The following is an 18836-nucleotide window of genomic DNA, read 5'->3' as shown; positions in this document are numbered from 1 at the left end:
GCAGTGACCTTCATGACTATAGAATTCACGCACTGGCCCCTCGACAGAGCACAGCACTATCGGGAAAAAGGCTATTGGATCGACCAACCCCTCACCCACCTGCTCCAGGCACGCAGCCAGTCGCAGCCTTTGGCCACCGCGATTATTTGCGGGGATCGGCGGCTCAGCTACGGCGAGCTCGATCAACTGTCCTCCAACCTGGCCTCGCGCCTGGCGGCGAGCGGGCTTGGCCAAGGCGACACCGCCTTGGTGCAATTGCCGAATATCGCGGAGTTCTACATTGTCCTGTTCGCGCTGTTCAAAGCGGGGATTGCCCCCCTCAATGCGCTCTACAGCCACCGCAAACTGGAACTCAAGCGCTACGCCGAACAAATCACGCCAAGGTTGCTGGTCGCCTCCCGCGAGCATGAAGTGTTTCGCGACGACGGCTACCTCGCCGACCTCAAGGAAGTCGGCTCAAGCCCACAGGTCACCCTCCTGCTGGGCGAACAGCGTCCCGAGCACAACCTCACGGCCTGGATCCAGACCCCAAGCGACAGCCACGTAGACTTCTCCCCCAGCGCAGCCGATGAGGTGGCGCTTTTCCAGCTGTCAGGCGGCAGCACCGGCACCCCCAAACTCATCCCGCGCACCCACAACGACTACCACTACAACGCCCGCGCCAGTGCCGAGATCTGTGGCCTGACGGCACAAACCCGCTTCCTGTGCGCGCTGCCGGCGGCGCATAACTTCCTGCTCAGCTCACCGGGTGCCCTCGGCGTCCTGTATGCAGGCGGCACGATCATCATGGCCCCGAGCCCGGAACCGCTCACCTGTTTTTCATTGATCCAGCGCCATGAAGTGAACACCGTCGCCCTGGTGCCCAGCGCCGTCGCGTTGTGGCTGCAGGCCGCGCCCGAGCACACCGAGCCGTTGCAATCGCTGGAATTCCTCCAGGTGGGCGGCGCCTGCTTTGCCGACTCGCTGGCCCGCCAGGTCCCGAGCGTGCTCGGCTGCCAATTGCAGCAGGTATTCGGCATGGCCGAGGGTTTGATCAACTACACCCGGCTGGATGACACCGACGAGCAGATATTCACCACCCAAGGCCGCCCGATCAGCCCGGGTGACGAAATCAAAATCGTCGATGAGCAAGGTATCCCCGTGCCGGATGGCGAACCGGGCATGCTGGCCACCCGCGGTCCCTACACCTTCTGCGGCTACTACCGCAGCCCCGAACAGAATGCCCAAGCCTTCGACAATGAGGGTTACTACTACTCCGGCGATCTGGTTCAACGCACACCCAGCGGCGACCTGCGCGTGGTCGGCAGGGTCAAGGACCAGATCAATCGCGGCGGTGAAAAAGTCGCCTCGGAAGAAATCGAGCACCTGATCATCCTGCACCCTGACGTGACCCACGCCGGCCTCGTGGCCATGCCCGACGAAAGGCTGGGAGAAAAGAGCTGCGCCTTCGTCGTGTCGCGTAACCCCAACCTCAAGCCCCCCGTCTTGCGGCGCCATCTGATGGAGCTCGGTATCGCCGAGTACAAATTGCCGGACCGTATCCGCCTCATCGACAGCATGCCGCTCACGGCCGTGGGCAAGATCGATAAAAAGCAGCTGCGCCAACTCCTCGCCGCAGAAACCACCCGCTCCTGGCTGCACACCCGCGTCCTGCAACTGATTGAAGACGGCGACGAGCTGGACCCTGAAGAAAACCTGATTTTCTACGGCCTCGACTCCCTTCAAGTGATGAAACTCGCCGCGGAACTCAAGGAGCGCGGCATCGCCGTCAGCTTTGAAGAGCTGGCCGATTCGCCCACGCTCGCCAGCTGGTGGGCGCTGGTAGACACACGACAAAAAGCGGCCTGACCGGGCAGCGTCGCCAAGTCGATTTAAAAGGAGTTAGAAATGACGTTATCCACGGCCGACCAAAACAAGCTTGAACGCTTCTGGCAGCACTGCGTGACAAACCAGTATTTCAACATCGGCTACCCCGAATCGGCCGACTTTGACTATTCCCAGTTGCACCGTTTCCTGCAGTTTTCGATCAACAACTGCGGGGACTGGAACGAGTACAGCAACTATGTGCTGAACTCGTTCGACTTCGAGAAGGACGTCATGACGTACTTCTCGGAGCTGTTCGAGATCGCCCTCGAGGACAGCTGGGGCTACGTCACCAACGGCGGCACGGAAGGCAATATGTTTGGCTGCTATCTGGCCCGCGAACTGTTCCCGGACGGCACCCTGTATTACTCCAAGGACACCCATTACTCCGTGGCGAAGATCGTCAAGTTGCTACGGATCAAATGCCGTGCCGTCGAATCACAGGCCAATGGCGAAATCGACTATGACGACCTGATGGCCAAGATCGCCGCCGACCAGGAGCGTCACCCCATCATCTTCGCCAACATCGGTACGACGATGCGCGGCGCCGTCGATAACATCGCCACCCTCCAGCAACGCCTGCAACAGGCAGGCATTGCCCGTCGCGACTATTACCTGCACGCAGACGCAGCGTTGAGCGGGATGATCCTGCCCTTCGTCGACCACCCGCAACCCTTCTCGTTCGCCGACGGTATCGATTCGATCTGCGTCTCCGGGCACAAGATGATCGGCTCACCGATACCCTGCGGCATCGTGGTGGCCAAGCGTAAAGACGTTGCCCGTATCTCGGTGGAAGTGGACTACATCCTGGCCCATGACAAAACCATCAGCGGCTCGCGCAATGGCCACACCCCGCTGATGATGTGGGCGGCACTGCGCAGCCACTCGTTTGCCGACTGGCGCCGGCGTATCCACCAATGCCTGGAACAGGCCCAGTACGCGGTGGATCGCTTCCAGGCCGCCGGTATTGATGCCTGGCGCAACGAGAATTCCATCACCGTGGTTTTCCCCTGCCCCTCGCAGCGGATCGCAAAAAAGTATTGCCTGGCGACGTCCGGCAATACCGCACACTTGATCACCACCCCTCACCATCACGACAGCAGCATGATCGACGCCTTGATCGACGAAGTCATCGCCGAGCATCAAACCGATGCCTGGAGTTTGGGCAAAGCCCATGCCCGTCCAGGCGCTCACGAACAGCGCCCGGCCCTTGCCGCCAGGGCTGCATGCCCACGATTCGACGTGATCTGACCCCCTGTTCATCTTCAATAGAGACACGCACCATGTCGCCACTTAAAGCACCACAGGCCTGCGAGAGCCTCAATGACATCCGCGCGGGCATCGACTTTTTCGACCGCCAGATCCTCGACGCACTGCAACAACGCCTGGGTTATGTAAAAGCCGCCGTGCAATTCAAAGCCAATGAGCAAGCCATCCCCGCTCCGGAGCGGGTGGCGGCGATGTTGCAAGACCGTCGCGAATGGGCCGTCGACGCCGGGTTCGAGGTGGCCTTTGTCGAAAAGCTCTACGAACACATCATTCACTGGAACATCCAGCAGCAGATCCTGCACTGGCAGGCCACTTACCCGCAGCGCAGCAACGAAAAAGCCGGCTGAAGCCCCAGCCGCACGACCGATTCAAGTCCAGCAGCCTGGCTGGACTTGAATAACCCAGTGCCCCCCCGCCCCTCTGTAGCCCAATCCTCTCGAATACTTGCCTGATACTCCGATCTTCTCGACCATCGGATAGATGGCCCTTGCCCGGTGGTCTAGAGTTGAGCGATACCTCATAAAAAAATACAGCACCATCAACCGATGATCAGCAGGTGAGCGATGGAACTTCGAATTAACCAAAAGACCTATCAAGTCGATGCCGACGCCGACACGCCATTGCTGTGGGTGATCCGCGACGACCTGGGGCTGACCGGTACCAAGTACGGCTGCGGCCTGGCCCAATGCGGGGCTTGCTCGGTGCTGGTAGACGGGAATGTCGTGCGGTCCTGCGTCACGCCAGTGGCGGGCGTGGTCGGACGCGAAATCACCACCATCGAAGCCGTTGAAACCGACGAGGTCGGCAAGCGCGTAGTCGCCGCCTGGGTCGAACACCAAGTGGCGCAATGCGGCTACTGCCAGTCCGGGCAGGTCATGGCCGCCACCGCCTTGCTCAAACACACCCCCTCGCCCACGGAGGCGCAAATCGACGCGGCGATGATCAACCTGTGCCGCTGCGGCACCTACAACGCCATCCACACTGCCGTCCATGCCCTGGCCCAATCGGTGAGCGCCTGATGAATACGCGCAACGACGCCTTTGCAGCCATGGCGGATATGCCATTGAGCGAGCCCATCAACGTGTCACGCCGTCGCTTCCTGGTCGGTACGGCCGTGGGTGCGCTGGTGATCGGTTTTGGCCTGCCGCTGGGCTCGGCCAGGGTATATGCCGCCTCAACCGCCACCGCAGAACGCGGAACCCAGGTGCCGGCATTCCTGGAGATTCGCCCGGACGGCACCGTGCGCCTGCTCAGCCCCTTCATGGAAGGCGGGCAAGGCACCCACACCGCCATGGCGCAGATCGTCGGCGAAGAGCTGGATGCCGACCCCGCGACCTTCATGGTTGAAAGTGCGCCGCCCGGCGAAGCCTACGTGGTGATGGAAAACGGCCTGCGCATCACCGGCGGCAGCATGTCGGTACGCATGAGCTACCCGACCATGCGGCGCCTCGGCGCCCTCGCCCGCGCCATGATGCTGAAGGCCGGTGCAGAACAATTGGGTGTACCGCTGGCCGAACTGTCCACGCAACCTGGCCGCGTGGTGCACGCCGCCTCCGGCCGCTCACTGGGCTACGGTGAACTGGCCGGCCGCGCCCTGGACATGCCGGTGCCTGACCCTACCACCATCACCCTGCGCGCCCCCAGCCAGTTCCGCTGGATCGGCAAGCCGGTGAAACGCCTGGACGCCTATGACAAATCCACCGGCAAGGCACAGTACAGCATCGACCTGAAGGTAGACGGCATGCTCCACGCTGCAGTCCAGCATGCACCACGCCTGGGCATGACCGTGGGCAGCCTGCGCAACCAGGCGCAAGTCGAGGCCATGAAGGGCGTGCATTCCGTTCATCAACTGCCCGGCGCAGTGGCCGTGGTTGCCGAACGCTGGTGGCACGCCAAGCGCGCGGTCGAAGCGATCCAGGTCGAATGGCAGGAAGCGGCGGCCGACTCGACGCTGCGGGTCATGCCCGCCGACTTCTCCAGTGACAAGCACCGCGACTTTCTCGCCGCTCAGCAGGGCCCGGCCCGCGACGACGAAACCGCAGGCGATGTAGCCGCCGCACTGGCCGGCGCCAAGACCAACGTCGAAGCCACCTATCACAACCAATACCTCAACCACGCCCAGCTGGAGCCACCCTCGGCCCTGGCACGCTTCAACCCCGACGGTACGCTGGAGGTGTGGTTGCCCAACCAGGCGCCCGACATGTTCCGCGCCGACATCGCCAAGCGTACCGGCCTCGACCCCGCGAAAATCACCCTGCACTCACCGCTGCTGGGCGGCTTTTTTGGCCGGCACTTCCTTTATGACTCGGCCAACCCCTATCCGCAGGCCATCGCACTGGCCAAGGCTGTGGGGCGGCCGATCAAGCTGATCTGGAGCCGCGAAGAAGAATTCCTGCGCGATGTGCTGCGCCCGGTCGCCGTGGTCAAGTTCCGCGCCGCGCTGGACGCCCAGGGCTTGCCGGTGGCCATCGAGGCGGTCAGCGCCACCGAAGGCCCTACCGAAGCCCTCGCGGGCAAACAGGGCGACAAAGTCGACCCTACGGCCGTCGAAGGGCTGTCGGGCAAAGCCTACGCAATCCCCAACAAGCGTATCGCGCAGATCTACGTCAAAGGCCCGGTGATGCTCGGCTATTGGCGTTCAGTGGGCAATTCGCTCAATGACTTCTTCTACGAAGCGTTCCTCGACGAACTGGCGGACAAGGGCGGCCATGACCCCTTTGATCTGCGCCTGCACCTGCTACGCGACAACCCACGGCTGACCACCCTGCTGCAAGCGGTAGGCGAGCTGTCCGGTGGCTGGAAACGTGGCCCCTTCACCGCCGAAGACGGCACCCGCCGTGCCCGTGGTGTCGCCATGGCCTCGCCATTCGGCTCCCACGCTGCGGTGATCGCCGAAGTCTCGATCGAAAACGGCCAGGTCAAGGTGCATGACATTTGGGAGGCCATTGACCCGGGCAGCATCGTCAACCCGGCGATTATCGAGGCGCAGGTCAACGGGGCCGTGGCCTTGGGGCTGTCGCAAGCATTGCTGGAAGAAGCGGTGTACGTGGACGGCAAGCCACGGGCGCGCAATTACGACCTTTACCCGGTCTTGCCGCCTTCGCGTATGGCGCGGGTGCACGTGCGGATCGTCGAGAGTGGCGAAAAAATGGGCGGCATCGGCGAGCCCCCACTGCCCGCCGTCGCGCCAGCAGTGGCCAATGCGGTGGCGCAACTGACCGGCCAGCGCATCCGCAGCCTGCCATTGAGCCGCTACACCTTCAGCTAACCGACAGGGAACGCCCATGAACAACCGCCGATTCGCAAGAACCGCAGGCTGGCTGGTGCTGCCCTGCCTGGTCGCAGCAGGCCTGCTGGCCTGGTATGTCACCCGCCAGCCCGCCTCGCCTTTTGAGCAGCAACAAGTCGCCAGTGTCGACCCTGCCTTGGTCAGTCGCGGCGAATATGTCGCCCGCTTGAGCGACTGCGTGGCCTGCCACAGCCTGCCGGGCAAGGCGCCCTTTGCCGGTGGCCTGGAGATGGCCACGCCCCTGGGCGCGATTCACGCCACCAACATCACCCCGGATCGCAACACCGGCATCGGCGCCTACAGCCTGGCCGACTTCGACCGCGCGGTACGCCACGGCGTGGCGCCGGGAGGTCGGCGGCTTTACCCGGCCATGCCCTACCCCTCTTATGTGAAGCTCAGTGACGACGATATGCGCGCGCTGTACGCATTTTTCATGAAAGGCGTGCAACCGGCCAACCAACCCAACATTCCCAGCGATATCCCTTGGCCACTCAATCTGCGCTGGCCGATTGCACTGTGGAATGGCGTATTCGCCCCAACCGCCCCCTACGCCGCCAAGCCTGGCCAGGATGCGTTGTGGAACCGAGGCGCCTACATCGTCCAGGGCCCGGGCCACTGCGGCAGTTGCCACACACCGCGCGGCCTGGCCTTCAACGAAAAAGCCCTGGACGAATCCGGCGCGCCGTTCCTCGCCGGCGCCCTGCTCGACGGCTGGTACGCCCCCAGCCTGCGCCAAGACGCCAACACCGGGCTGGGGCGCTGGAGCGAGCCGCAGATCGTGCAATTCCTCAAGACCGGGCGCAACCAGCATGCCGTGGTCTACGGCTCGATGACTGAAGCGTTCAACAACTCAACCCAGTTCATGGCCGACGACGACCTGGCCGCAATCGCCCATTACCTTAAATCACTGCCCGGCGACCCACAGCGCGACGGCACACCCTGGCAGTACCAGGCCGTGTCCGCCAACACCCCCCAGCAGGACACGCCCGGCGCACACACCTACGTGACCCGCTGCGCCTCCTGCCACGGCCTTGACGGCAAGGGCCAGCCCGAGTGGATGCCGCCCTTGGCCGGCGCGACCTCGGCGTTGGCAAAGGAAAGTGCTTCGGCGATCAACATCACCCTCAACGGCTCGCAACGCATCGTGGCCGCCGGCATGCCGGACGCCTACCGCATGCCCGCTTTTCGCGAACAGTTGTCCGACGCGCAAATCGCCCAGGTCCTGACCTACGTGCGCAGCACCTGGGGCAACCAGGGTGGCGCGGTGGATGCCAAAGCAGTCGGTACGCTGCGCGGGCATACCGACCCGGCCAGCAGCAGCCCGATCATCCTGCACATGCGCTAAAAGAAGTTACCCCGCCGCCAGGTCCACCGAAAAACAACAGCCATTGGGCTGCCTGGCGGTGAGTTCAACCTTCCACTGTTGGATGCCGCAGATACGCTGAACCAACGACAGGCCCAACCCCAACCCCTCCCCGCGGCTTTGCTCGCCCCTGACAAACGGCTGGAACATCGCCTCGCGCTTGTCATCGGGAATCCCGATGCCGCTGTCTTCCACGCTGAAGCCGTGTTCGCCCAGGGTCAGGCGAATAAAGCCACGGTCGGTGTAGTGCCAGGCGTTGCGCAGCAGGTTGCCCAGGACCGATTGCAGGAACGTCAGGTTGTACTGCTGGGGTGAGGCGAGCTCGCTGACATAGATGAATTCGAGGCCTTTTTCGCGAATCAAGCGCCCCCAGATCTCCACAAGGGCATCCGCCACCTCTTTCAAGGTGGCCTGGGCACCGTTGCCTCGGGCATCCGAGGCGCGTGCCAACATCAGGAAGGTTTCCACCAGTTGCCGCATTTCATCGCTGGCCCGGGCAATACGGCCGACCTGGGCCACTGAACGCTGATCCAGGGACGGGTCGCTGAGCAACAATTCGCAGGAGCTGGCCAACACCATCAACGGCGTACGCAATTCGTGGCTGACATCACTGGTGAACAGCTTCTCTCGGCTCAGCGCCGCGCGAAGGCGTCCCAGGGTCTTGTCGAACGACAGGGCCAACTCACCCACTTCATCCACTGCGTAATCCGGGTGCAACGGCGGCGCCATGTCCAGCAACTGGTCACGATGGCGCACCTGGAACGCCAGGCGGATCACCGGCGCCATCACCTTGCGTGCCAACAAGCGGCCCAGCAGGATCGCCAACAAGATGCTCAGGATAAAACCCACCGCCACCACCGCGAGCAGCACGCGCTCGCGCTGCTCGAAGCTGTCCTGATTGCGCAGCAACACGTATTGGCGCCCGTCGACCACCTGCGACACCGCGTAGTAGGCTTGCCCCTGGTATTCAATCTCCTGGAACCCCGGCGCCAGCCCGGCCAGCGTCGGGTCGAGGGCCATGTCGCCCTGCTCGCCCTGGGCGAAAAACAGTTCGTCTTTTTCCGGGCGGTGGTTCCATTCTGCGGCGTCGTCCTGGCGCAACAGGCGGTTCAACCCGCCACCCAGGTCGGCACTGGTAAGTTTGTGTTCCACCACATGCACGGTGGCGATAATCCCTGCTGCAAATACCCCCGCGACGAAAGCGCTCATCAGCGCAAAAACCGTCACGATCCGTTTCGCCAGGCTTTGCCTGAAATCCATACCCATGCGTGGTTCCACTAGCGCGTTCAAACGGCAATATCCAATGGGCCGGATAATACCTTACGGCGACGCCGTTCGAACCAAAGATAGACCACGGGCGTGGTGTAGAGCGTGAGAATCTGCGAAACCGCCAGCCCGCCCACAATGGCGATCCCCAGGGGTTGACGCAACTCGGAGCCGGCGCCATGCCCAAACGCCAGCGGCACCGCCCCCAACAGCGCCGCCAGGGAGGTCATGAGGATCGGCCGCAGGCGCAGCAAACACGCTTCGCGCACTGCATCACGGGGCGACAGGCCCTGCTGCTGGGCCTGCAACGTGAAGTCGACAATCATGATCGCGTTCTTCTTGACGATACCGATCAGCAAGATGATGCCGATCATGCCCAGCACCGACAGGTCCTGGCCGCAGAGCAGCAGCGCGAGCAACGCGCCGAAACCGGCGGATGGCAAGGTCGAAATAATTGTCAGCGGGTGAATCGCATTTTCGTAGAGCACACCGAGCACGATGTACACCGTCAGGATCGCCGCCAGGATCAACCACGGCTGCGACTTCAACGAGTCCTGGAACGCTTGGGCCGTGCCCTGGAAGCTGCCAACCACGGTGTCCGGCAACGACACCGCGAGGGCCGCCTGGTTGATTGCGTCCACGGCCGCGCTCAGGGCCTGGCCCGGCGCCAGATCGAACGACAAGGTGATGGCCGGAAACACGCCCTGGTGGTTAATGATGATCGGCACCTGTTCGGTCTGCACACTCGCCAACAGGCTCAGCGGCACCAGGCCACCGCCGCTGGCGCGCACAAACAGGTGTTCCAGGGTGGCCGTGGAGGTCAGCCAGCTCGGGTCGAGCTCGAGGATCACATGGTTCTGGTCGAGCTGGGTGAACATCGTCGCAACCTGCCGCTGGCCAAAGGCGTCATACAGCACATCATCAATGGCCTGCACCGTGACGCCCATACGCGCCGCCGTCGGGCGGTCGATCACCAGGGTCGATTGGGCGATGGCCTGTTGCTGGTCGGAGGTCACGTGCTGCAACTGCGGCAACGTCTTGAGCTTGGCCAGCAGCACGCCGCTCCAGTGGTCCAGCTCGACGCTATCCGGGTCCTGCAAGGTGTACTGGTACTGGGTCTTGCTGGCGCGCCCACCAATCTGGATATCCTGGTTGGCCTGCATGAACACCTTGACGCCATCCAGGCGATCCAACGCCGGCTGCAAGCGACGAATCACTTCGGCGGCACTGGCGGTGCGTTCGCTGAAGGGCTTGAGGTTAATCATCACCTTGCCTTGGCTCACAGTAGGGTTGGGGCCGATCCAGAAGTACACCCGCGCCACGGCCGGGTCCTGGCCGATCACTTCGGCGGCACGGTTGACCTGGGCGCGCATGGCCAGCGGCGATATATCCGGCGCCGCCTCCGCCACGCCCTGGATCAGGCCGTTATCCTGCTGCGGGAAGAAACCTTTGGGGATGCCGACATACAGCACCGCCGTGGCAGCCAACGTGGCAACGGCGACCGCCAAGGTGATGCGCTGGTGCTCCAGCACCCAATCCAGGCTGCGCCGGTAGCCGTCGTGCAAGCGGTCGAAGGCTCGCTCGCAGGCCCGTGCGAAGCGGCCTTCTTCGTGCGTGGCATGGGGTTTGAGCAGCCAGGCGCAGAGCATGGGCGTGAGGGTCAGCGACACGATGCACGACATGATGATCGCCACGCTGACGGTCACCGCAAACTCGCGCATCAAGCGCCCGACAATCCCCGACATCAACAGGATCGGCAGGAACACGGCAATCAAGGACACCGTCATCGAGACAATGGTAAACGCCACCTCACGCAGTCCATCCACCGCCGCTTGCACGCGGGACTTGCCCATCTCCAGGTGACGCACGATGTTTTCCATCACCACGATGGCGTCGTCCACCACAAACCCCACGGCAATCGCCAGGCCCATGATCGACAGGTTGTCGAGGCTGTAGCCCAACAGGTACATCACCCCGAAAGTCGCCATCAGCGACAACGGGATGGTCAGGCTGGGAATCAGCGTCGCCGTGGCCTTGCGCAGGAATATAAAGATCACCACGACGACCAGGGCGATGGACAACAACAAGGTAAATTGCATGTCGTTGACCGAAGCTTCGATGGTCTGGGTGCGATCACCGACCACTTGCACCTGCACATCCCGTGGCAAGGAGGCGGTGAGTTCGGGCAACTTGGCCTTGAGCGTGGCAATGGTCGATAACAGGTTGAAGCCCGGTTGCTTGTGAATATCGACGATGACCGTCGGTTCACGCCCCAGCTGGGCGGCTTGCTGGGTGTCTTCCGCCCCGGCAATCACCCGGCCCAGGTCGCCCAGCTTGATCGGCATGCCATTTTTATAGGCGATGACCTGGTCACGGTAGTGCTGCGGGTCAAGTAACTGGTCGGTCGCTCCGAGGGTGATGGAACGGGTCGGGCCGTCGAGGCTGCCTTTGGGCTGGTCGAGGGTGCTGACCCCGATGACACTGCGCACGTCCTCCAGGGTCAGGCCACGGGCGGCGAGCGCATCCGGGTCAATCTGTACACGTACGGCGGGTTTCTGCTCACCGTGGAAATCCACCAGGCCCACACCCGGCATTTGCGACAAGCGCTGGGCGATGTAGTTGTCGGCGTAGCGGTCCAGCTCCGGCAAGGTACGCGTGGGAGACGTCACCGCCAGCGACAACACCGTGCCTTCGGCGGGGTTGACCTTGTTGAAGGTCGGCGCACTGGACATGGTCTTTGGCAGGTTCGGGGTGGCCGTGTTGATCGCGGTCTGTACGTCCTGGGCGGCACCGTCGATGTCACGATTGAGGTCGAATTGCAGGACAATCTGTGTCTTGCCGGCGGCACTCGAGGAGGTCATCGAGGTGACTTGCGGCACGGCGGCAAACGCCCGTTCCAGGGGCGTTGCCACCGACGAAGCCATGGTCTCGGCACTGGCGCCGGAGAGTTTGGCGGTGACCTGGATGGTTGGAAAGTCCACCGTGGGCAACGGCGCCACCGGCAGATGAAAGTACGCAAACGCGCCCAGCAACATCACCCCCACCGCCAACAGGCTGAGGCCCACGCGACGCTGGATCAAACCGGCCAGGCCCTTCATGGCCGGGCCTCGACGAGTGCGGCAGTGTCGGTATCGGCCGGCGTCACCTTGACCCCGGGCGCCACCCGCGACTGGCCTTGCACCACCACGGTTTCCCCGGCGCTGAGCCCTTGGCGTATCCACTGCTTGCCGTCGACCACAGCACCTGCGTCGACCCACCGTGGCTGTACGCGCTGGTCGTCGCCCACCACATACACGAAGTTACCCTGGCGACCGAACTGCACCGCCTCCGCCGGCACCACCGTCGCGTCCTGGCGGGTCTGCACCAACAGGCGCGCACTGACCAATTCGCCGGGCCATAGCTGGCCGGTCGCGTTATCGAACTGCGCCTTGAGTTGCACTTGCCCGCTGGCGGCGGCCACCTGGCTGTCGATAAAACTCAATTGCCCCTTGGCCAGGGCCTGGCGACCATCACGGGTCATTGCCACCACTTGCAACGCGCCCTTGGCGTTCTCAGCCAGGATCTCGGCCAGGTCATCCTGGGACACGGCAAACGCCACCGAAATAGGGTTCATCTGGGTAATCGTCACCAGCCCCGTGGCCTCAGCCCCGTGGGCGATAGCGCCTACGTCCAGCAAGCGCTGGCCGGTGCGCCCGGTAAAGGGTGCCTTGACCTGGGTGAACTCCAATTGCAGGCGCGCACTGTCCAGCGCGGCCTGGTCGGCCTGCACGGTGGCCAATTGCGCGGCCAGTTGGGCGCGGAACGTGTCCACATCCTGGGTCGGGCCGGCCTTGGCGGCGGCCAGTTTGCTCGCGCGGTCCAGGTTGACGCGCAGGTTGGCCAGTTGCGCCTGATCCTTGGCGACCAGTGCCTGGGCCTGAGCCACTTGCGCCTGGTACACCCGCGGGTCGATCACCGCCAGCAGACTGCCGGCGCTGACCATCTGGCCTTCATTGAACAAGACTTTTTGCAGTTCACCGTCGACCCGTACCCGCACATTCACGCTGTTGAGGGCCTGCACGTTGCCAATCGCACTGATCCAGATCGGCAAATCCTGACGGCTCACCGCCGACAGGTGCACCGGCACGGCACTCGCTTCAACCTGCAACGGCGCGGCCTGGGCCCGACGGATCCATTGGACACCCCCAGCGACAAGCGCCAACGACAGCAGAACCAGGGCGCCCATGACCAGGCGACGACGTGAATTCAAGACACTCATGGCTGAGCCACCTGTACAGGAGATTGGGAAGCGAGGCTGGCGGCGGAAAAATCCCCGCCCAAGGCGCGAAACAAACCGACGGCGGCCTGCAAATGTTGCAGGCGCACCTGGAGCAAGCTGTCTTCGGCCTGGTATTGGGTACGTTCGACGATCAACAACGTCTGGAAGTCGGTGGAGCCCAAGCGATAACGCACCTGGGCCAGGCGCGCGGCTTCACGGGCCGAGGCCACGGCGGACTGGTTCAGCGTGTAGCTCTTGTCCAGCTCACGGGCGGCACTGAGCTGGGTTTCCACGTCTTGCAGCGCTTCGATGATCGACTCGCGGTAACTGGCCGTGAGTTCTTGCACATGGGCCTGATCGAAATGCAGTTGCCCCTTGAGCTGGCCCCCCTGGAACAACGGTTGGCTCAGGGTGCCGACGGCACTCCAGATTTGCCCGCCGGCGAGCGTGTCGATACCGCCCAGCAGGTCCAGGGACAGGTTGGGCAGAAACGCCGCACGGGCCACGCCCACGTCGAAATTGGCCGATACCAGCCGAGCTTCGGCGGCTTGAATATCCGGACGCTGGCGCAACAGACCTATCGGCAAGCCGCTGGCCGGTTGCGGCACTTGCAAGCCCTTGAGCCCCTCGCCCTGCAAGTGGAAACCCTCAGGAGGTGCGCCCACCAGCACCGCCAATTGATACAGGGCCTGGTCACGCTGCTGGCGCAGCGGCGGCATCGCCGCTTCAAAGGTCTGCATGGCGTTGCGCTGCTGCGCCACTTCCAGGTTGGACACGGCGCCCTGGCTGGCCTGCACCTCGACCAGCTCGAGCACTTGGCGCGCGTCGTCGGCGATGGATTGGGCCAGGCGCAAGCGCTCTTGCAGCGACAAGACCTGGAAGTAACTGTCGGCGATGCTTGCACTCAAGGTCATGCGCAAGGTGCGCGCGTCGAAGACCGTGGCCTTGGCCAGCGCATCGGCCGAGTCCGCCGCGGCGCGCTGTTTGCCCCAGAAATCCAGCTCATAGGTGGCCTCTGCGAACACACTGCGTTTTTGCGTAGTGCCATAGTTGTTCTGGCGCTGGAAATTACCGCCCAGGTTGAGTGCCGGATACTGCGCCGCACCGGTTACCTGCGCCGAGGCACGCGCCTCGTCAATACGGCTGACCGCCGCCTTGAGCGTGTAGTTGCTGGCCAGGCCACGGGCGATCAGTTGGTCCAGCTCAGGGCTGTGGAACTCTCGCCACCAGGCGCCCCCCGACGCCGCTTGCGCCGGCTGCGCAGCCTCCCACTGCGGGGCCAGGGGCAAGCCGGGCGTGCGGTAATCGGGCACCATCGAGCAGCCGCCGAGCAGCAGGCCGACCGCCCACAAAAAGGTACTTGTCACTGACTTGGGCACGCGTTCCCCCGCTAAAGCCGCTGTGGATCACTCCACGAATGCGGCAAAGATAGCCAGAGGCGCCTGCCAGGGCGTTCGTCCGTCGATAAACTTTTATTTAAGAAGCCTGGAAACTATAGCCGGCACCGGCAATGGTCTTAATCAGCGAGTAGTCGAAGCCCTCGTCCAGTTTGCGCCGCAGACGATGGATGTGTTTGTCGATCACGTTATCGTTAGGGTCGAAGTCGTAGTCCCAGGCACTGTCGAGCAACATGTCGCGCGTCACCACCTGGCCGCTGTGGCGCATGAGCTTTTCCAACAGCAGGGCTTCGCGGTGTTGCAAGGCAATGGTGCGGCCCTGGCGCACAGCGGTGCGGGTCGCGCAATCGAGCAGCAATTCACCCACTTGCAGGGTGCGCGCCGGGCTGCCCGGCTGGTCGCGGCCGCGCAGCAACGCATCAAGCCGCGCCAGCACTTCGGCAAAGGCATAAGGCTTGGCCAGGTAATCGTCGCAACCGGCTTGCAGGCCCTCGACCTTGTCCTGGGTCGACGACTGGGCGCTGAGCATCAGCACCGGTACCCGCGACTGGCGCGCCCGCAACGCCTTGACCAGCTCGATACCGTCCAGGCCGGGCAAACGCCGGTCCACAATCAAGGCATCGTGAATACCTTCCAGGGCCAGGCCCAGGCCGCTGGTGCCGTCAGCGGCGACATCGACCACATGCCCGCTTTCCGTGAGCCCGCGCAGCAGGTAGGTGGCGGTCGGTTCGTCGTCTTCAACCACAAGAATGCGCACGGTTGCGTCCCCCGGCTCGAATCTAAACTTTAATTTATCCAGCGGGAACGTGGCGTCACCGCAGGCTTTGCCACACTATGCCACCTCTGCCCTGAAGACGTGACCGGTTCTCTTGCCATGACTCATGTTCTGGTCGTTGAAGACGACGCAACCACCGCCCGCGAAATCGAACTGGCCCTCAGTGACTACGGTTTCAGCGTAACCACCGTACTGAACGGCCGCGACGGCCTGCTCAAAGCCTTGAGCGAGCCCTTCGACCTGATCGTGCTCGACCGCATGCTGCCCGGTGGCGTCGATGGCCTGGGCGTGCTCACCGCCCTGCGCGCGGCGGGCACCACCACGCCGGTGCTGATCCTCAGCGCGTTGAGCGCCCTGGATGAGCGCGTGCGCGGGTTACGCGCCGGTGGCGACGACTACCTGACCAAACCCTTCGAGTTCATCGAGCTGACCGCGCGCCTGGATGCGCTGAACCGCCGTCGCGGCGAACCTTCGGCCCCGGCGCAGGAAACGCACCTGCGGGTGGCCAACCTGGAAGTCGACTTGCTGCGCCGCACCGTCCGGCGTGGTGAGCGGGTGATCGAACTGGTCCCTCGCGAATACGCCCTGCTCGAACACCTGATGCGCAACGCGGGTCAAGTCATTACCCGCACCATGCTGTTTGAAGCCGTGTGGAACTACAGCTATGACGAGCGCACCAATGTCATCGAAGTGCACATCGGCCGCCTGCGGCGCAAAATCGACGGCGAAGGCGAAGGGCAGATGATCCACACCGTACGGGGAGCCGGCTATGTCCTCCGTTCGCCTGAGTGAAATCCCACGCACCATCAGTTTTCGCACCGGCCTGTTGTTCCTGGGCCTGTTCGGCTGCTCGTTCCTGGCGCTGTTCGGCTACATCTATTGGCAAACCGCGTTCTACCTCAAGACCGAGGCGGATATCGCGTTGTATCGCCAGGTGGAAAACCGCAGCGCCCAGGACCCCGAGTTGCGTTTGCACGAACTGCGCAAACACGCCGCCCAAGACACTGAAGCCCGCCTGCCGCACAGCTTGTTCGATGCTCAAGGGCAATACATTGCCGGCGAGATCCGTGAGTTGCCGCCGTATACGGCCCTGGACAAACCCCAGGAGTTTCGCTGGCTGCGGGCCAACGGGCACCACCGCCCGGTGCGGTTTATCGTGCATCGCCTGGATGACGGCAAGCTGCTGCTGGTCGCGCAGGATGTGCATGACATTCGCGAGTTCGACGAGCTGCTGATCAACGCCCTGATCTCCGGTGGCCTGCTGCTGTTGTTGGTGGGCCTGGTCGGCGCGGTGGTACTGGGTTATTCGGCACACCGGCGCCTGGACAAGGTCAGCCGCGCCATCAAGGGCATTGTCGAAGGCGACCTGACCGGCCGCCTGCCGGTGCGCGGCAATAACGACGACATCGACCGCCTGGCGCGCGTGGTCAACGGCATGCTCGATGAACTGGAGCGCCTGATGAGCGAGGTCAAGGGCGTGTGCGATGACATTGCCCATGACCTGCGCACCCCGCTGACCCGCCTGATCGCCGGCCTGGAACGCGCCCAACGGCGCGACATGGGCCCTGCGGACTACGCCGCCAGCGTCGAGGCCGCCCTGAGCGAAGCCAAGGGCTTGTTGCTGACCTTCAAGGCACTGCTGCGCATCTCCGAGATCGAAAACAGCGCGCGCCGTAGCCACTTTGCTCCCGTGGATCTCAACCTGATCGCCGCCGACGCCGCCGAACTGTACGAACCGTTGGCCGAAGAGCGCGGCATACACCTCAGCGTCGCGACCAGCCCGACCCCGGCAACCCTCGCCGGGGATGCGCAGTTATTGTTCGATGCCCTGTGCAACCTGCTCGACAACGCGATCAAGTTTTCCCCCGAACACAGCCAGGTGCGGGTGAACATCATGGCGACAGCATCCGGTGTTGGGCTGCAGGTGACCGACAACGGCCCCGGTATCCCCGAAGCCGAACGCCAGGCCGTGCTGCGCCGGCTGTACCGTGCCGAAGCCAGCCGGCATACACCGGGCAATGGCCTGGGGCTGAGCATGGTCGCGGCGGTAGCGCGGTTGCATGATCTGCAACTGACCGTCAGTGACGCGGCGCCTGGGTGCCGGGTAGAGCTAGTGAACAAGGCGTAACGCCGTGCCTGATCGTTCCCGCCCGGGAACGATCGTTTTACCATCCTCATCACATTTATTTGACGTTTTTTTCTCATCTGCGCCTCTACATTCGCCGCGCCCAAACATGCAAATGATTCCTATTGGTCTACTATCAAGCGACCTTTACGGACTTCTCCTGCATCCCTAAAACACCGGAGCGCCCGCCACATGACCACCCGATTTCCTTCGTTCGTCAAGAAAGCCCTGATCGCCGCCGCACTGGTCAGTGCAGGCCATGTGTATGCCGGTGATACGGCTGGCATCGTGGTGTACAACGCTCAGCACGAAAGCCTCACCAAGGCGTGGGTCGAAGGTTTCACCCAGGAAACCGGGATCCCGGTGACCCTGCGCAACGGCGACGACACCGAAATGGGCAACCAGATCGTGCAGGAAGGCGCCGCTTCCCCGGCGGATGTGTTCCTCACCGAAAACTCCCCGGCCATGGTGCTGGTGGACAACGCCGGCCTGTTCGCCCCCGTGGCACCGACCACCCTGACCCAAGTAGACGCGGCCTATCGCCCGGCTCACGGCAAATGGCTCGGCATTGCCGCGCGCTCCACGGTGTTTGTGTACAACCCGAGCAAACTCAAAGAAGCCGACCTGCCCAAATCCCTGCTCGACCTCGCCGCGCCAAGCTGGAAAGGCCGTTGGGCTGCATCGCCGGCCGGTGCCGACTTCCAGGCTATCGTCGCCGCCGTACTGGAACTCAAAGGCGAAGCCGCCACCCTCGATTGGCTCAAGGCGATGAAAGCCAACGCGTCCATTTACCGTGGCAACAGCGCGGTGCTCAAAGCCGTGAACGCCGGCCAAATCGACAGCGGCGTGATTTATCACTACTACAGCCTGGTCGATCAATCCAAGACCGGCGAAAACAGCAAGAACACCCGTCTGCACTACTTCAAGCACCAAGACCCGGGCGCGTTTGTGAGCATCTCCGGCGGCGGTGTGCTGGCCTCCAGCAAACATCAGGAGCAGGCCCAGGCATTCTTGAAATGGATCACCGGCAAAGAAGGCCAGGCCATCCTCAAGGACGGCAATTCGTTCGAATACGCCGTCGGCCAGAATGCCCAATCGAACCCCAAGCTGGTGCCACTGGCACAACTGGACGCCCCGAAGGTCGATGCGTCCAAACTCAACAGCAAAAAAGCGGTCGAGCTGATGACCCAAGCCGGACTGCTCTGATTGCTGCCGCAACCCCCACTGCCCG

The 18836-nt window shown here is 63.2% G+C and carries 14 protein-coding genes; 9 read left to right on the top strand and 5 right to left on the bottom strand.

Annotated features, from left to right (window positions below; all coding sequences use genetic code 11):
* The first annotated feature begins 12 nt into the window (after positions 1-12).
* From M5B43_RS11840 to M5B43_RS11815, 6 genes are all read left to right on the top strand, one after another.
* Positions 13-1848 (top strand): (2,3-dihydroxybenzoyl)adenylate synthase, encoded by a 1836-nt coding sequence (locus M5B43_RS11840; RefSeq protein ID WP_248750281.1) that lies wholly within the window; start codon positions 13-15, stop codon positions 1846-1848.
* Between the two features lie 39 nt (positions 1849-1887).
* Positions 1888-3114, top strand: a complete 1227-nt coding sequence (locus tag M5B43_RS11835; RefSeq protein ID WP_248750280.1) for a histidine decarboxylase — start codon at positions 1888-1890, stop codon at positions 3112-3114.
* A 32-nt stretch (positions 3115-3146) separates the two neighbouring features.
* The gene (locus tag M5B43_RS11830) at positions 3147-3479 is read left to right on the top strand and encodes an isochorismate lyase (RefSeq protein ID WP_248750279.1); all 333 of its coding nucleotides are present in this window, start codon (positions 3147-3149) and stop codon (positions 3477-3479) included.
* A 216-nt stretch (positions 3480-3695) separates the two neighbouring features.
* Positions 3696-4151: a (2Fe-2S)-binding protein gene (locus M5B43_RS11825; RefSeq protein WP_248750278.1), complete on the top strand. Its 456-nt coding sequence runs from the start codon at positions 3696-3698 to the stop codon at positions 4149-4151.
* Complete coding sequence (locus M5B43_RS11820) at positions 4151-6400, top strand: molybdopterin cofactor-binding domain-containing protein (protein WP_248750277.1); 2250 nt, start codon at positions 4151-4153, stop codon at positions 6398-6400. Before M5B43_RS11825 ends, M5B43_RS11820 begins: the two co-directional genes overlap by 1 nt.
* Positions 6401-6416: 16 nt before the next feature.
* The gene (locus M5B43_RS11815; protein ID WP_248750276.1) at positions 6417-7766 is read left to right on the top strand and encodes a cytochrome c; all 1350 of its coding nucleotides are present in this window, start codon (positions 6417-6419) and stop codon (positions 7764-7766) included.
* Positions 7767-7772: 6 nt separating this feature from the next.
* Here the strand turns inward: M5B43_RS11815 and M5B43_RS11810 are convergent, their stop codons facing one another.
* The 5 genes from M5B43_RS11810 to M5B43_RS11790 form a co-directional block, all read right to left on the bottom strand.
* A complete protein-coding gene (locus M5B43_RS11810) occupies positions 7773-9044 on the bottom strand; it encodes a HAMP domain-containing sensor histidine kinase (protein WP_248750334.1) in 1272 nt (423 codons plus the stop codon).
* Between the two features lie 26 nt (positions 9045-9070).
* Entirely contained in the window at positions 9071-12148 is a 3078-nt protein-coding gene (locus M5B43_RS11805; protein ID WP_248750275.1) for an efflux RND transporter permease subunit, read from the bottom strand.
* Positions 12145-13308: an efflux RND transporter periplasmic adaptor subunit gene (locus M5B43_RS11800; protein ID WP_248750274.1), complete on the bottom strand. Its 1164-nt coding sequence runs from the start codon at positions 13306-13308 to the stop codon at positions 12145-12147. Before M5B43_RS11800 ends, M5B43_RS11805 begins: the two co-directional genes overlap by 4 nt.
* Positions 13305-14675: an efflux transporter outer membrane subunit gene (locus M5B43_RS11795; protein WP_248750273.1), complete on the bottom strand. Its 1371-nt coding sequence runs from the start codon at positions 14673-14675 to the stop codon at positions 13305-13307. Before M5B43_RS11795 ends, M5B43_RS11800 begins: the two co-directional genes overlap by 4 nt.
* 109 nt (positions 14676-14784) lie before the next feature.
* A complete protein-coding gene (locus tag M5B43_RS11790) occupies positions 14785-15462 on the bottom strand; it encodes a response regulator transcription factor (protein ID WP_248750272.1) in 678 nt (225 codons plus the stop codon).
* A 117-nt stretch (positions 15463-15579) separates the two neighbouring features.
* Here M5B43_RS11790 and M5B43_RS11785 point away from each other — a divergent pair, with 117 nt between their 5' ends.
* From M5B43_RS11785 to M5B43_RS11775, 3 genes are all read left to right on the top strand, one after another.
* Positions 15580-16272, top strand: a complete 693-nt coding sequence (locus tag M5B43_RS11785; RefSeq protein ID WP_248750271.1) for a response regulator transcription factor — start codon at positions 15580-15582, stop codon at positions 16270-16272.
* On the top strand, positions 16250-17608 hold the full coding sequence (locus tag M5B43_RS11780) for an ATP-binding protein (protein WP_248750270.1): 1359 nt from the start codon (positions 16250-16252) through the stop codon (positions 17606-17608). Before M5B43_RS11785 ends, M5B43_RS11780 begins: the two co-directional genes overlap by 23 nt.
* 189 nt (positions 17609-17797) lie before the next feature.
* Positions 17798-18811 (top strand): iron ABC transporter substrate-binding protein, encoded by a 1014-nt coding sequence (locus M5B43_RS11775; RefSeq protein WP_248750269.1) that lies wholly within the window; start codon positions 17798-17800, stop codon positions 18809-18811.
* Positions 18812-18836 lie beyond the last annotated feature (25 nt).

The sequence above is a fragment of the Pseudomonas sp. MWU15-20650 genome (genome assembly GCF_023242475.1).
In the GTDB taxonomy this organism is placed as follows: Bacteria; Pseudomonadota; Gammaproteobacteria; order Pseudomonadales; family Pseudomonadaceae; genus Aquipseudomonas.
This window is presented reverse-complemented; position numbering and strand designations above follow the sequence as displayed.